Annotated in this window: 11 protein-coding genes; 3 read left to right on the top strand and 8 right to left on the bottom strand. The window is 37.4% G+C overall.

Annotation, left to right across the window (positions count from 1 at the left end):
• Positions 1 to 49 precede the first annotated feature (49 nt).
• Positions 50 to 241 carry a hypothetical protein gene (locus EJF36_RS15040; RefSeq protein ID WP_125907099.1) on the top strand — a complete coding sequence of 64 codons (192 nt, stop codon included), beginning with the start codon at positions 50 to 52 and terminating at the stop codon, positions 239 to 241.
• Positions 242 to 334: 93 nt separating this feature from the next.
• Here EJF36_RS15040 and EJF36_RS15045 read toward each other — a convergent pair whose 3' ends face one another.
• From EJF36_RS15045 to zapA, 6 genes are all read right to left on the bottom strand, one after another.
• Complete coding sequence (locus tag EJF36_RS15045; RefSeq protein ID WP_185806929.1) at positions 335 to 2,023, bottom strand: long-chain-fatty-acid--CoA ligase; 1,689 nt, start codon at positions 2,021 to 2,023, stop codon at positions 335 to 337.
• Positions 2,024 to 2,770: 747 nt separating this feature from the next.
• Positions 2,771 to 3,178: a DUF350 domain-containing protein gene (locus EJF36_RS15050; RefSeq protein WP_125907100.1), complete on the bottom strand. Its 408-nt coding sequence runs from the start codon at positions 3,176 to 3,178 to the stop codon at positions 2,771 to 2,773.
• A 24-nt stretch (positions 3,179 to 3,202) separates the two neighbouring features.
• The gene (locus tag EJF36_RS15055) at positions 3,203 to 5,560 is read right to left on the bottom strand and encodes an endonuclease MutS2 (RefSeq protein ID WP_125907101.1); all 2,358 of its coding nucleotides are present in this window, start codon (positions 5,558 to 5,560) and stop codon (positions 3,203 to 3,205) included.
• A 75-nt stretch (positions 5,561 to 5,635) separates the two neighbouring features.
• Entirely contained in the window at positions 5,636 to 7,366 is a 1,731-nt protein-coding gene (gene polX, locus EJF36_RS15060) for a DNA polymerase/3'-5' exonuclease PolX (RefSeq protein WP_125907102.1), read from the bottom strand.
• A 118-nt stretch (positions 7,367 to 7,484) separates the two neighbouring features.
• Positions 7,485 to 8,024, bottom strand: a complete 540-nt coding sequence (locus EJF36_RS15065; RefSeq protein WP_125907103.1) for a CvpA family protein — start codon at positions 8,022 to 8,024, stop codon at positions 7,485 to 7,487.
• A gap of 7 nt (positions 8,025 to 8,031) precedes the next feature.
• Positions 8,032 to 8,286 carry a cell division protein ZapA gene (gene zapA / locus EJF36_RS15070; RefSeq protein WP_125907104.1) on the bottom strand — a complete coding sequence of 85 codons (255 nt, stop codon included), beginning with the start codon at positions 8,284 to 8,286 and terminating at the stop codon, positions 8,032 to 8,034.
• A 440-nt stretch (positions 8,287 to 8,726) separates the two neighbouring features.
• On the opposite strand from zapA, the gene rnhC reads away from it, so the two are divergent.
• Together rnhC and EJF36_RS15080 are read left to right on the top strand one after the other, a co-directional pair.
• On the top strand, positions 8,727 to 9,680 hold the full coding sequence (gene rnhC / locus EJF36_RS15075) for a ribonuclease HIII (RefSeq protein ID WP_125907105.1): 954 nt from the start codon (positions 8,727 to 8,729) through the stop codon (positions 9,678 to 9,680).
• 570 nt (positions 9,681 to 10,250) lie between these two features.
• Positions 10,251 to 11,198, top strand: coding sequence for a calcium/sodium antiporter (locus EJF36_RS15080; RefSeq protein ID WP_125907106.1), 948 nt, complete (start codon positions 10,251 to 10,253; stop codon positions 11,196 to 11,198).
• A gap of 104 nt (positions 11,199 to 11,302) precedes the next feature.
• Here the strand turns inward: EJF36_RS15080 and EJF36_RS15085 are convergent, their stop codons facing one another.
• Both EJF36_RS15085 and pheT read right to left on the bottom strand, forming a co-directional pair.
• The gene (locus tag EJF36_RS15085; RefSeq protein ID WP_260471913.1) at positions 11,303 to 12,019 is read right to left on the bottom strand and encodes a toast rack family protein; all 717 of its coding nucleotides are present in this window, start codon (positions 12,017 to 12,019) and stop codon (positions 11,303 to 11,305) included.
• Between the two features lie 307 nt (positions 12,020 to 12,326).
• Positions 12,327 to 14,741, bottom strand: a complete 2,415-nt coding sequence (gene pheT, locus EJF36_RS15090) for a phenylalanine--tRNA ligase subunit beta (RefSeq protein ID WP_125907107.1) — start codon at positions 14,739 to 14,741, stop codon at positions 12,327 to 12,329.
• Between the last annotated feature and the right edge of the window lie 10 nt (positions 14,742 to 14,751).

A 14,751-nucleotide genomic window follows, 5' to 3' on the forward strand; every position in this document is an offset into this window, starting at 1 on the left:
ATGAACTTATGAATATTTCGCACACTATTAGCGAAAGGAGGAATACATAATGAAAAAAAATGCACGCGGATATGTTCAAGAGTCTTGTTCAGCATTAGAAAATGCACGCGATAGTTTACAACAAGCGCTACAAACGGTGGAAAAAGGGAGCAACGCTGAACGAATAGAGCAATCGTTACAATCTGTTGAACAAGCTTTACAGCAATGTAGCCAAACATCAAATGTTCTTGAACAAGTCTAATTTTATTGGTCTATACTACTTGTCTGTCCTGATGCAAGGACAAATAAAAGAAAAAATACGAGTATGCACTAGCATACTCGTAATTTATTGTGTTTATTTTACCTTTTCTAGTTTTGTACGCTCTTCTTCCACAAGCGTACGACGTAGAATTTTACCGACTGCAGTCTTTGGCAGCTCCTTTCGGAATTCATACACACGTGGAACTTTATATGCTGCTAAATATTTTCTTGCAAAGGCATCAAGCTCTTCTTCTGTAACTTGAGCTCTTTCTTTTAATACTATATATGCCTTTACTGTTTCACCACGATATTCGTCAGGTACACCTGCCACAACGGCTTCTTGGATTTTCTCATGTTCATATAACACTTCTTCAATTTCACGTGGATAAATATTAAAACCACCCGCTATAATCATATCCTTCTTCCGGTCAACAATATAAAAGAAGCCGTCTTCATCCATGTACCCTAAGTCGCCTGTAGCTAACCAGCCATCCTTTATAGTAGCTGCGGTTTCTTCCGGCTTATTCCAGTAGCCTTTCATAACCTGCGGACCACGAATATAAACTTCTCCAATTTCTTTCGGTTCAACAGGCTCACCCGTATCAAGGGTTAAAATTTTCGCATCTGTATCAGGCCAAGGTACACCTATGCTTCCATTTTTTCGTTTTGTCCATAAGAAGTTAGAATGCGTGACAGGGGATGCTTCAGATAATCCATAGCCTTCTACAACCTTCCCACCTGTTACAGCTTCGAATTGCTCCTGAACCTCTACAGGAAGAGGAGCGGATCCACTAATACATGAATCAATAGAAGAAAGATCGTAACTTGATATTTCAGGGTGATTTAGTAAAGCGATATAAATAGTTGGTGCTCCTGGGAATAGGGTTGGCTTTTGCTTTTCAATTGTTTTCAAGGCATCTGTAGCATCAAACTTAGGTAACAAAATCATTTTAAATCCTTGCATGATTGATAGATTCATAACAGTTGTCATGCCATAAACATGGAAGAAAGGAATAATGCCCATAACTGATTCCTTTCCTTTTTCACATTTATACATCCAAGCCTTACTCATTAATGTATTAGACACAAGATTTTTATGTGTTAGCATAACGCCCTTGGGGAATCCCGTTGTTCCACCAGTATATTGTAATACAGCTACATCTTCCTCAGGATCAATCTCAACTTTTGGTGGTATTGGTTCAGTTGTTTGAATGATCTTCGTAAATAAATGGTTCGAACCAGCATGCTCTACTTTAACAGCAACCTGCTGCTGCTTTTTCTGTACGAAAGGGTACAATAAATTTTTAGGAAACGGTAAGTAGTCTTTTATACTTGTAACAATGATGTGTTTTAACTTTGTTAACGCTTTCACTTTTGAAACACGAGGAAATAACAAGTCTAATGCAATAATGATATCTGCACCTGAATCATTTAGTTGATACTCAAGTTCACGTTCAGTATATAGTGGGTTTGTTTGCACAACAATGCCACCAGCCATCAAAATAGCATAATAGCTTATAACAGCTTGCGGACAATTAGGAAGCATAATGGAAACCCTATCTCCCTTTTTCAACCCTAACTCTACTAAGTAATTAGATAGGCGAACTGTTTGCTCGTACAACTGTTTAAATGAAATTTCTTTACCTAAAAAATGAATAACGGTCTGGTTGGGATACATATCGGCAGATTGTTCTAAAAACTGGTGCAGTGGTGAAATTTCATAGTCTAGTGTGTGCGGAATTTCTTCGGGGTAATGCTCCAACCATGGCCTTTGGATTTCCATAGTATAATTCCTCCTCTTTTTTTCTAAAAATTCACTATTTTTAAATATTATAATACAGCTTGATATCATTTTACAAATAATAACAAGTGACAAACTTACAAATATAGATAATTTTTACAAATAACTTTTGTGTTTTCCTATAATTCTAAGAATCAATAAGTTTTGACTTGGCATACAGTAAAAGAGATTGGCTACATAGAAATGTGTGAATAGACTCTAAAAAAATCATATTACTTTTCCTTATGTCACCTTTATCTTGTTTTTAAGTGCTTTTCGTCCTCTGCACATGACATTTATACTATTCAAAATCTTATTTGTCCGAAAATTGATGAAGCCCCTACCCCATTAAATACATTAGAAAATTATTTAAACATCAGCATACATTTTGATGAGGACATACTAATATATATTCCTTCAAATAGTTATTTAGTTCTTATATTTAATAAAATATTTCTCCTATCTGTAAACTTTTATTAATCTAGTTACTTGTGTATGATTCTTCTTCACAGTTTTCCGGGAATATTACTGAAGGAGGGATCTGATGGCCCGCGGAAAGCGAGCGCAACGAAGCGGAAGTCAACGCTTAGAAGCACGACTGTGTTAGTTGTGCCGCCCAAGAAAAAAAAAACATAGCACCCAATTGGGGTGCTATGCTTTTATAAACCAATATATTATTCCTATAATAAAAAACAACACACAACAAAAAATTAATATTTTCGCTAGCTTTTCCATCAATCTTACTCCTCTTTAAACAATAGTTGCTCCAATAACAAATGATAATCCAATCGAAATCAACATGGAGATAAGACCTACTGCTCGATTATCTTTTGAAATTTCAAGATCAATATTAAATTTTGGTGTTAAAAATTCAAAAATAAAATATCCAGTCATTAATAAGATAAAACCAAATATTCCCCATATAAGCATTGTTATTAAGGAGTCATGGTGTTGTATAGAAAAGTGAAAAATAATAGCTAGCCCAAAAATTTTCCCACCTGTAGCCATTGCAACTGCCAAATTTCCTTTTTGAATCTCTTCCCAGTTATTATACCTAGTCACTACCTCAAAAATTGATAAAAAAACAATAATGCTAAGTACAACAACACTATAATAAGCCGCTGTCTCTACATATGGATTATGCCAAAAGCTAGCCATATTCTACACTCTCCTTATACACCTCTATTTAAATTCGACAATTGTCACGCCTGTTCCGCCTTCACCGGCTTCTCCATAGCGAATTCCCTTAACAGAACGATGCTGTTCAAGGTACTCTCGCACCCCTTTTCGTAAAGCGCCTGTTCCTTTTCCATGAATAATCGAAACGCGCGGATATCCAGCTAATAGAGCGTCATCAATATATTTTTCAACCTTTAATAAGGCGTCTTCATAGCGCTCTCCTCGTAAATCAAGCTCTAAGCTAACATGGTATTGCTTACCCTTTACCGCAGCAAGTGGTTTTGTTTCAACAGGGGTAGGACTACTAATAAATTCCATGTCCTTTTCTTTTACCTTCATTTTCATAATACCCATCTGTACTTGCCATTCACGATCATTTACTTTTTCTATTAAATGACCTTTTTGATTGAAAGATAGTACCTTTACTTCATCTCCAGCGGTCAACGTACGCTTTTGTTGGGCCGGTGATGGGGACTTAGGTATCTTTTTTGATAAAGTTGGAGCAGCTGATTCTAAACGTTTCCTTGCGTCAATAAGTTCATGCTCTTTAATTTGTGCATGTGATCTCATCCGTTTTAACTCTTTTATGATTGATTCAGCTTCGGCTTGTGCCTCTTCAACTGCATTTTTTGCTTTTTTCTCCGCCTTCTCCAACAATTTATTTCGATTTTCATTTAACTCTATTATTTGTTGCTGTAATTCACGGTGCAGCTCCTCCGCTTGCTTTCTAATCGTTTCTGCTTCTTGTAATTCTTCTTCCGCTTTACGACGATTATCCTCTAAAGCTGCAATCATATTTTCAACCGTATTTGTATCCGTATCTATGAGGCCTTTTGCTCGGTTAATAACATGATCTCCTAATCCAAGTCGTCTTGAAATTTCAAATGCATTGCTTCGTCCAGGCACACCGATTAACAGCCTATAGGTTGGGCGTAACGATTCTATATCAAATTCAACACTAGCGTTAATAACACCATCCCGATTGTATCCATATGCTTTCAATTCAGGGTAGTGTGTAGTTGCAATGACACGCGCCCCACGATTATGAACTTCATCTAATATAGAAATAGCCAGCGCAGCACCTTCTTGTGGGTCTGTACCCGCACCTAGTTCATCAAACAAAACTAAGCTGTCACTTGATGCTTGCTTAAGTATGTCAACAATGTTGACCATATGGGAAGAAAATGTGGATAAGCTTTGCTCAATTGATTGTTCATCACCAATATCGGCGTATACGTTATCAAACACTGTCATTTCCGAGCCATCTTCAGCAGGAATTTGTAACCCTGCTTGTGCCATTAATGTAAATAATCCAGCTGTTTTTAATGTAACTGTTTTACCCCCTGTATTTGGCCCCGTAATTACAATCGTGGAGAATTCTTCTCCGCCAATTTCGATGTCGTTTGGAACAACTTCCTTTGGTTCAAGAAGTGGGTGACGAGCTTTAAACACTTTTATATGGCCATAATTATTTATTTTTGGCTTTGTGGCTTTTATTTTCTTGGCATACGCTGCTTTCGCAAACATAAAGTCAAATTCAGTTAGCAAAAGTACATTTTCTCTTAATACATCAACGTGCTCAGCTACTTGTTCAGACAATTCTATTAAGATTCGTTCAATTTCTTGTTTCTCGCGAACACGCGCTTCCTGCAACGTATTGTTTAAATCCACAATCACTTGTGGCTCTATGAATAACGTAGCTCCAGAAGATGATTGGTCGTGTACAATTCCTCCATATGCACTACGGTACTCTTGTTTAACAGGAAGTACATAGCGGTCATTTCGTATCGTAATAATTGCATCAGAAAGCATTTTTGTTGCTTGCGATGAACGAACCATGCTTTCTAATTTTTCGCGTATACGTGACTCTGCTGTTCGTAATTGCTGGCGAATGGACCGCAATTTATCACTAGCACCATCCATAACGCCACCGTATTCATCTATGCAATGATTAATATTTTGCTCAAGCTGAGATGGTGGATTAAGCTGGTCAGCATACTCCTCAATTATAGGAATGTCTATCTCCGCATCTACCATTTCTTCAACAAACTGTTTTATTTGCCGGCTCGCATACACAGTCCCTGCAATATGTAACAACTCGTTTGGTGAGAGCATACCGCCTATACTTGCTCTCTTAATATGGGGACGAATATCAGTTATACCACCTAACGGAAACTGTCCCTTCAATCGTAACACTTTCGCTGCTTCATCTGTCTCTAGCTGCCAACGCATGACATCTTCATAGCTTGAAGATGGCATTAGATTCGTTGCTTTCTCTCTTCCAAGAGACGAAGAAACGTGTTGTGATAGCTGTTCAATAACTTTATCATATTCTAATACTTTTAAAGCTCTCTTTTGCAAAATGGAGTCACTCCTTTGCTGTCAAAACGACAACCACATATTCAATTATTTGGACCTCTGTCAAAGTCCACCCTTTTATTTTGTGTTATTTCTATTTAAGAAGCTTATTAGCCTATCTAAATCCCACGTGTTAATAACTGTTTCTTTGCGTAACCAGCCTTTACGTGCTGTTGCAACACCTATGGCCATATCATCAAGCATGTCTAAATGATGGGCATCTGTATTAACTGTAATTTTAACACCAGCGTCTTGCGCTTTTCGAACATATTCTGCTGATAAATCTAACCGGTGAGGATTTGCATTCAACTCTAATACCGTGTCAGTTTCAAGAGCTAACTCTATTAGCATGTCCACATCTACGTCGTAACCGCTTCGCTTTCCAATTAATCGACCTGTTGGATGTGCAATAATATCTACATGATAATTTTCAATGGCTCGTTTCAAACGACGCATTATAGTGTCTCGAGATTGCGAAAACCCAGAATGAATGGAAGCAATGACTAAATCCATCTCATTTAAAATAGCATCATCAAAATCTAACGTTTCATCTGGGAGAATATCAAGCTCAATCCCAGATAAAATTCTGAATCCTTTTTCTGCATACTTTTCATTTAAGCGGGCAACTTCGTGTCGTTGTTCCCTCCACCTAGAGGGAGTTAATCCATTCGCTACCTTTAGATATTGTGAATGATCTGTAAGAGCCATAAATGAATAACCCTTTTCCATACACGCTATAGCCATTTCTTCAATAGAATGTGCGCCATCACTCCATGTTGAGTGCATGTGTAAATCGCCACGAATATCATGCAAAGATACTAGAGTTGGGACTTCATGATGTTGATCCACTTCTCTTCCATCCTCACGCATCTCTGGTGGAATAAAAGTTAAACCAAAATGAGCAAAAAACTCTTCCTCTGAATTAAACGTCTTAACCTCACCTGTTTCACTATGCTCTACACCGTATTCACTAATTTTTTCGCCGCGTTCTTTTGCTAGCTGCCTCATTCTAACATTATGATCCTTTGAGCCTGTAAAATGGTGCAATGTCGTTGCAAATTCCTCTAGCTTAACTAAGCGAAAATCAACAGAAATATCGTATTCATAGGATAACACAACAGATACTTTTGTATCGCCACTTGCAATTGTTTCCTTGAATTTTGGTATTTGTAATAAATGCTCACGAACCTCACTCGGGTTATCTGTCGCAATAATAAAATCTAAATCTTTTATTGTCTCACGCATCCTGCGTAAGCTACCTGCTCTTGAGAACTTCTGTATACTTGAGATACTTTTTATATACTGTTCGATATCTACTGCCACCTCTAACATCATCGCAATAGGAAGGCGATCAGGGCGGGTACCGATCTCTTTAATACTTGTTATCAATTTCTCTTCTGTTTTAGCGCCAAATCCCGCTAATTCACGAACCTTCCCTTGCTCACAAGCACTCTGCAAGGATTCAATACTGTCTACGCCCAATTCTTTATAGAGCTTTGCGATCTTTTTCCCGCCTAAGCCTGGAATTTTTAAAAGCTTAATAAGACCTTCTGGTACTTCAGCCTTTAATGCTTCTAACGTTTCACAGCGGCCGGTGTTTATAAATTCCTCAATAACAGCAGCTGTACCACTCCCAATTCCCGTTATTTTTTTAAAATCCTCAATTTCTGATAAAGTTTTGTCTGATTGCTCCAACGCATTGGCAGCCTTACGATATGCTGATATTTTAAAAGGATTGTCACCTTTTAGCTCAAGATATATAGCAATTGTCTCTAACAGAGAAATAATCGTTTTTTTATGTATAGCCATATTACATAACCCCTTTTGTATATAAGCCTCTTATTGTATTACGAAATACTATGCAAAATGATACAAGTATTTTTTAAAAAAGTAAAAAAGAAAGGGGTAAGCCCGCGCGGACCTACCCTTATCCGATATATTGAAACCAAAGATTTTTGATGATTGCTGAAAATATCGGTGTATGCTGAATCATTGTTTTTGCAAGCGCTGATTCTTGTATAGCATCTTGGATAAAGTTCAAAGGTAGAAGAGCTACAATATACAAAAATACTAGCATAATTAAATAGATTTCAATAAACCCAAGTATGCCCCCTGCCCAAGCGTTCACTTGTTTTAAAATCGGTAAGTGACTCAGGAAATCAAGCATTGATCCAATAATTTGCATAAGGATTTTTACTGAGAAAAATATAATAACAAACGCAAATGCACGATAAAACACTTCATCTAAGCCTGTAGTATCAAATAAAAATTTTATCGTACTTTCCTCATCTAATGTAGAGTAAGGTATCCATAGCCTTAGTCTAGGCGCAAGATTGTCAAAATAAATAAATGCAATAATAAATGCAATAATAAATCCTGTCATATGTACAAGCTGCAATATAAGACCACGTCTTACGCCAACTAAGAAACCAAGGACAAGAATTACAAGTAATACTATGCTCATCATGTTAGTTTCAACCCTTTTCAATTTGTTTCATAATCTGATCATATTCCTGTTTAAGCTTTACATAATCATGTACGACGTTCACAGCTGTTAAAACAGCAAGCTTATTTATATCAAGCTGCGGGTTGGCTTTCGCTAGTTCATGCATTTTGTCGTCGACCATAGCTGCTACCATTCTTACATGACTTGTACTCTCATCACCAACAATGGAATATGTTTGTCCATAAATATCTACTGTCAGTTTTTTCTTTTCTGCCAAATGCATAAACCCCCTTTGTAAGAAAAGCGCATAGCGCCCGCCTAGCGGCGCAGAGCACTAGAGGACCAGAAGGTGAAGTCGCTCTTTGACTTCATCGGCTGGGCCGAAGTGACCTAGGAAAAAACAGGGGGTGTTTTTCCCGCGAGCCACTGGCGCTCAGAGCTAGACAGTAATGTAAAATCAAAATTTTCTTTTTATACGATAAGAAAAGTGCAAGCTTATTAACCAAACATTCAAGCAAGAAATTTCTATTTCCATTAGTCTCCCTAAAGTGTTACAGAATCACGAACAGCTAGCGCTATCGTGAACAAATTGTTTTTATAACGTTGTTGTCAATAAAAAGTTTACTTTATCACAAAAAGTTTACATCTTATCTTACCATGAAAATGGGAACCATGAAAGATACATGTTATGATGTCTGTATATTAAACAGTAGGAGAGAAGCTATGTCACACGTAGTTTTAAAAGTTACACCAAATATTTTAGAGAAAATGAGTGATTATTACAAGCATGCTGTTACCGCCAAAATCCCCCAAGGAGGCGTATTTCAAGCTAAACCAGCCGGTTGCACCATAACAGCTTATAAATCGGGTAAGATTCTTTTTCAAGGAGCTAATGCACAGCAAGAAGCAAATAAATGGCATGATAATAGTACAGCTGTTTCTTCTCAAAAAAAAGTAGCAAACAAAGCAAATATATCTTCAAGCCTACCTACTAATTTTGCAAGCCTATCGGTCATTGGATCTGATGAGGTTGGAACTGGTGATTATTTTGGCCCTATTACCGTTGTAGCAGCCTTTGCACGAAAAGATGATCATGCTTATTTAAAAGAGATTGGGGTACAGGATTCTAAAAATCTAAATGACACTCAAATTATTAGCATTGCTAAACAACTTATAAAGGTAATTCCTTACTCTTTGCTAATCTTACATAACGAGAAATATAATGAACTCCAACAAAAAGGACTTTCTCAAGGTGTCATGAAAGCTAAGCTACATAACAAGGCATTGTTTAATGTTCTTGAAAAAATATCACCTGAAAAACCGGATGCGATTCTTATAGACCAATTTGTTCAAGGTCAAACTTACTTCAGCCATATTAAACATGAAAAAAATATTGTTAAAGACAACGTATATTTCCAAACAAAGGCAGAAGGACTCCATCTATCCGTTGCAGCGGCTTCCATTATTGCTCGTTATGCTTTTGTAAGAGAAATAGATAAATTATCGGAGAAAGCAGGATTCACAATTCCTAAAGGAGCTGGCTCTCAAGTAGATATTGCCGCTAGTAAGCTTATTTCCAAATTAGGCGAACAAGCATTACCATATTACACAAAGCTTCATTTTGCTAACACGGAAAAGGCAAAGAGAATCTTCAACCAAAGATTTAGACCATCCTAATATAAAGAGAATGCATAACTTATTTTTTCAACTTTAGTTTTCCTGTCATATAGACAAAAATTTCACTAAAGACTTTTCTCTACATCAAATACACAATATTAGAGATAGGAGGGTGTCCCAAAAGGGGCACCCTTTTTCCTTACAAAGAAAAGTTTGAAGATCATAACAAAGTGTTTGAGGGACGTTAAAGCTTTTGTGCCACAATAATGCGTAGAAATGATGCCCACATGATGAATGGTCAATTGAAGCTAAAAATACAATGTATAAATGGGAACGAAAGGTCAGTTCATGACAGAATTTAGCTTACATCAACGTGCTGGCCACACAAGATGTCTCGTCCCACATTTACTGATTTCATCTTGTAAGTAGCGCCTTAACTATAAGAGTGTTTAAACTTCTAAAGTGTTAAGTATTAATGATATGCTTTTATCAGTAAGCAATTGGATTATAAGATTAATTTGTTAAGAGGCACGCTCACTGGTTTATCTATTGAGAAAGGAGTACAGTTCAAAATTGGTTTCTGAGAACGATACATCACAATCAACAAAATTCTATAAATGAGGGTGACATATGAGCTATCTTCTTTTAATAGTTGGTTTTGTGTTACTTATTAAAGGAGCAGATTTCTTCGTAGATGGTGCTTCAAAAATTGCTACATTCCTTAATATTTCTCCACTTATTATCGGTCTAACTATTGTTGCATTTGGCACGAGTTCACCTGAAGGCACAGTGAGCATTATTGCGGCCTTGGAAGGAAATGCCGATGTGGCTGTTGCTAATATTGTAGGCAGTAGTATCTTTAATATTACTCTTGTAATTGGTTTGACGGCTTTGTTTAATCCTTTAAAAGTAGAAAACAGTACGATTCGAAAGGAAATTCCGTTTACTTTACTAGCTTCTATTGCGATGTATATTTTAATTTTAGACAGTACTACTGTAATTGTCTCACGAAATGATGGAATTATATTGCTACTATTTTTTGCTGTTTTTATGTATTACATCATTGAAGCCGCTCTCAACAATAAAGACAGAGCGCCCCTATATGAAATTGATGTACCCACCGAAAAAACATCTATAACGAAAAGTATTATGTTCACGCTTGGTGGTCTCCTAGCTATTATTTTTGGTGGCGAGCTCGTTGTAAGCAGCAGTATAAAAATTGCTTTAGCACTTGGAATGAGTGAAACGCTAGTAGGGCTGACTGTTGTGGCACTAGGAACTTCTTTACCAGAACTGATCACATCAATTGTAGCAGCTATTAAGAAAATGAGTGAAATTGCGCTTGGTAATATTATAGGAAGTAATATTTTTAATCTTCTATTCGTGTTAGGAATAGCCTCAGTCGTAGCTCCGCTTCCCGTCGATACGAAAATTTTCACAGATGCCGTCATTCTTATTGTGCTAACTATTATTTTGTTTCTTTTCTCACGATCCAAACATCGTATTTCCAAGTTAGAAGGATTAGTACTTACTCTTGCTTATATAGGATACATGACTTTTATTATAATTCGAAACTAAAAGCGCAAGACCTCCATTACTGACGTATCCTACCTCCTGATAGGAGCTTAAAATATGTTTTACTCATTAAACAAGGCTGTTGCAAAATGCAACAGCCTAATTCCTTAGTTCGCTAACTGGAATGTAAGGTTCCCTACACCCATGTTTGCATCAATCGTAATAACAACATCAGCAGTTTCATATGCTTTATTAACGTACACGCCGTTCCCTTCAGATATAAAGCCTTTGAAGTCCATCGAACCAATGCCCTTTTCAGTTGTTATTTTTACTCCTACATCTTCTGGTAAAATCAGAGTTACATTCCCAACTCCCGCATCGATATTTGCTTTAAAGCTTTCTTTCCAGTTGTCATTTAAATTTATCGTAATATTGCCTACACCCGCATTCACATCAAGTTCTTCTAACTGTAATCCTTGTAAATTAAGATTCGTCTCAGATGCTCCCGACTCAACTTGTAATGCTACTGGCACATTATCTGATAATTTTAAATCCCATTTATTTTTGATGTTACCCATATTTATCTGTTTATCTGGTTGATTGATTTTTAATTTACCAGTATCACCTGACAATCGGTACGATACCTTCGGCTCAAGATTATCATGATTAAATGTGATGACTCCATCAACCCAGTCATCTGCTCCAGCTGTAACTGTCATCTCACCTGCACCTAGCTCTAACTGTACATCCAATTGTTTGGCGCGATCTTTTTCCACTACAATATTTGTTTCTTGTGTATCAGCAGCAAACGTTAACACATTGCATCCTGTTCCTAATAGTAAAGTTCCAACTAATATACCACTTAACATTAACATTTTTTTCATTTTCGTTTCCTCCTAATGTTCATCTCTTATGATTTCATTATAGTCTCTTTCTAGAGAGGAAACATTTGGCTAAGGACATAAAATGTAATACGTCTTGAGGCTTAGTTTATGTAGGCTTTGCACAATGAGTTAGTTTGAGAGGACGATAAGACTTTTCCTATTTAAAAGGGGATTCTCCTATAAACATAGAGAATTTATGAAGGACTATGATAGGCATCATCATAAAGATAAAGAAAAATACACACGGACAAATCACGTGTGTATCAATCATTTTCTTTATTTACTTAATTTGCTGCGATTAAAACAATTATTTACGTAAAGTAGCACCAAGTTCTGTTTCAAGTGCTTGAAGTACTTTGTCATGAGCCTTTGTAACTTCTTCATCTGTAAGAGTACGTTCGCGATTTAAGTAAACAAGGGAGAATGCTACTGACTTTTTGCCAACTTCCATATGCTCTCCTTGATATAAATCAAACAGTGATACTTTTGTTAGTAGAGAGCCCCCAGCATTTATGATCACATCACGCAGATTACCTGCTGATACAGCTTCGTCAACAACAAGTGCTATATCACGTGTAATAGAAGGATATCTAGAAATTGGTTCATACGAGATATCAGAGACATCTGTATGTAACACAGCATCAAGAGATAGTTCGAACACATACGTATCTGTTAAATCATAACTGCTTTGAACATCTGGGTGCAATTGACCGATATAACCAACTAGCTCATCACCGATTAAAATATTTGCTGTACGTCCAGGGTGCATCCCTTCGCGTGTAGCTGCCTCAAAACGAACACTGTTTAATATGTTAAGCTTTTCCAATAACCCTTCGACAATACCTTTAGCAACAAAGAAATCCACCGATTTCTTCTCACCTTGCCATTCATGATCATGCCAAGAGCCTGTAATGATACTTGCTAGTCTTTCTTTTTCAAGAGGTAATTCATCATTATCATTGCCTATAAATACTTTACCTACTTCGTACAGTGCTAAAGAGTCCATTTGTCTTGCCTGATTATACTTTACAGCATCCAATAAGTGTGGAATTAAGCTCAAGCGTAACGTACTGCGTTCTTCACTCATCGGCATTGCTAAAGGAATAGCTTCCCCTACTTCGAGTGCAAACTGCTTCGCACGTTCCTTACTAGTTAAGGAATATGTTGTTGCCTGATAAAGCCCCACACCTTCAAGGAAGTTACGAATTTGGCGACGTTTGGATTGATACTCAGAAAGGCGACCAGGTGTACCTTCTCCAACAGGAAGTGTTGATTCAATTACATCGTAGCCATACAGTCTAGCAATTTCTTCAACCAAGTCTTCCTCAATTGTAATATCAGGGCGACGTAATGGCACATTAACACGGAACACATCGTTATCTACTGAGAAGTTAAATTGAAGACGCTTGAAAATATCACTCATTACGTCCGCTGTTAGTGCCGTTCCAAGGATGTTGTTCATACGTTCAACTGAAATAGATACACGCTTTTCTTCAACTTGTAGTGTATCGACTTCAACAACTCCCCCAACGACTTCACCATTTGCGTATAGTGCCATAAGTTGCGCTGCTCGGTCCGCAGCTGCACGCGTACGAGTTGGATCAATACCTTTTTCAAAGCGAGTGCTTGCTTCACTACGAAGGCCAAAGTCCTTAACAGCTTTACGAATCGTTGCACTTGTGAATACAGCCGACTCAATTAATACTGTTGTTGTCATACTGTCTACTTCAGAGTTGGCTCCACCCATGACACCTGCTAGCGCAACGGGTTCAGTTCCATTCGTAATAACTAAATGATCACTCGTTAATTTACGCTCTTGGTCATCGAGGGTTGTGATTGTTTCTCCGTCTTTAGCACAACGTACTAATATTTCCTTTGTTCCTAGTTTTTCATAGTCAAATGCATGTAACGGTTGACCATATTCAAGAAGAACAAAGTTTGTAATATCAACTACGTTGTTGATTGGGCGAATACCAGCTTTCATAAGTCTAGCTTGAAGCCATAAAGGTGATGGTGCAACCTTTACATTTTTCACAACACGCGCTACATACAGAGGATTATCTTCATTCGCTTCAATTTTTAATGTAATGTAGTCGCTTGCTTTCTCATTGGATTCTGCTAGTTCTATAGTCGGCCATTTTACGTCACGATCGAGAATTGCCGCCACTTCATACGCGACTCCAATCATGTTTAGAGCATCTGCACGATTTGGTGTTAAACCTAATTCTAACACTTCATCATCAAGCTCTAGCTGATCAATAGCATTACGTCCAATCTCAGCGTCGCTCGGAAAAACGAAAATCCCCTCACTATACTCCTTAGCTACTAGCTTCCCTTCGATTCCAAGCTCTTGAAGTGAGCAAATCATACCGTTTGATTCTTCACCGCGAAGCTTAGCTTTTTTTATTTTAATACCGCCTGGAAGTCTTGCTCCTGGGGTTGCAACGATTACCTTTTGTCCTTGCGCTACATTAGGAGCACCACAAATAATTTGCTTTGGCTCTCCATCTCCTGTATCAACAAGACATCTGCTTAATTTGTCAGCATTAGGATGCTGGTCGCGCTCCATTACATACCCAACTACAATTTTCTCATCACGAACTGCGACTGCCTCAACACCTTCTACTTCAATACCACTACGAGTTATTTTTTCTGCTAGCTCATGAGTCGTAATGCCTGTTAAATCGACGTATTCTTGTAACCATTTATATGAAACGAACATGTTATACCCT

Origin of the sequence: Bacillus sp. HMF5848 (assembly GCF_003944835.1) — a bacterium.
Taxonomy (GTDB): domain Bacteria; phylum Bacillota; class Bacilli; order Bacillales; family HMF5848; genus HMF5848.

What these genes read in the sequence shown, in the direction of transcription:
- rnhC (WP_125907105.1), top strand. Translation starts at nt 8,727, where the DNA reads ATGTCACACGTAGTTTTAAAAGTTACACCAAATATTTTAGAGAAAATG.
- EJF36_RS15040 (WP_125907099.1), top strand. Translation starts at nt 50, where the DNA reads ATGAAAAAAAATGCACGCGGATATGTTCAAGAGTCTTGTTCAGCATTA.
- EJF36_RS15080 (WP_125907106.1), top strand. Translation starts at nt 10,251, where the DNA reads ATGAGCTATCTTCTTTTAATAGTTGGTTTTGTGTTACTTATTAAAGGA.
- zapA (WP_125907104.1), bottom strand. Translation starts at nt 8,286, where the DNA reads ATGCATTTGGCAGAAAAGAAAAAACTGACAGTAGATATTTATGGACAA.
- polX (WP_125907102.1), bottom strand. Translation starts at nt 7,366, where the DNA reads ATGGCTATACATAAAAAAACGATTATTTCTCTGTTAGAGACAATTGCT.
- EJF36_RS15085 (WP_260471913.1), bottom strand. Translation starts at nt 12,019, where the DNA reads ATGAAAAAAATGTTAATGTTAAGTGGTATATTAGTTGGAACTTTACTA.
- EJF36_RS15045 (WP_185806929.1), bottom strand. Translation starts at nt 2,023, where the DNA reads ATGGAAATCCAAAGGCCATGGTTGGAGCATTACCCCGAAGAAATTCCG.
- pheT (WP_125907107.1), bottom strand. Translation starts at nt 14,741, where the DNA reads ATGTTCGTTTCATATAAATGGTTACAAGAATACGTCGATTTAACAGGC.
- EJF36_RS15065 (WP_125907103.1), bottom strand. Translation starts at nt 8,024, where the DNA reads ATGATGAGCATAGTATTACTTGTAATTCTTGTCCTTGGTTTCTTAGTT.
- EJF36_RS15050 (WP_125907100.1), bottom strand. Translation starts at nt 3,178, where the DNA reads ATGGCTAGCTTTTGGCATAATCCATATGTAGAGACAGCGGCTTATTAT.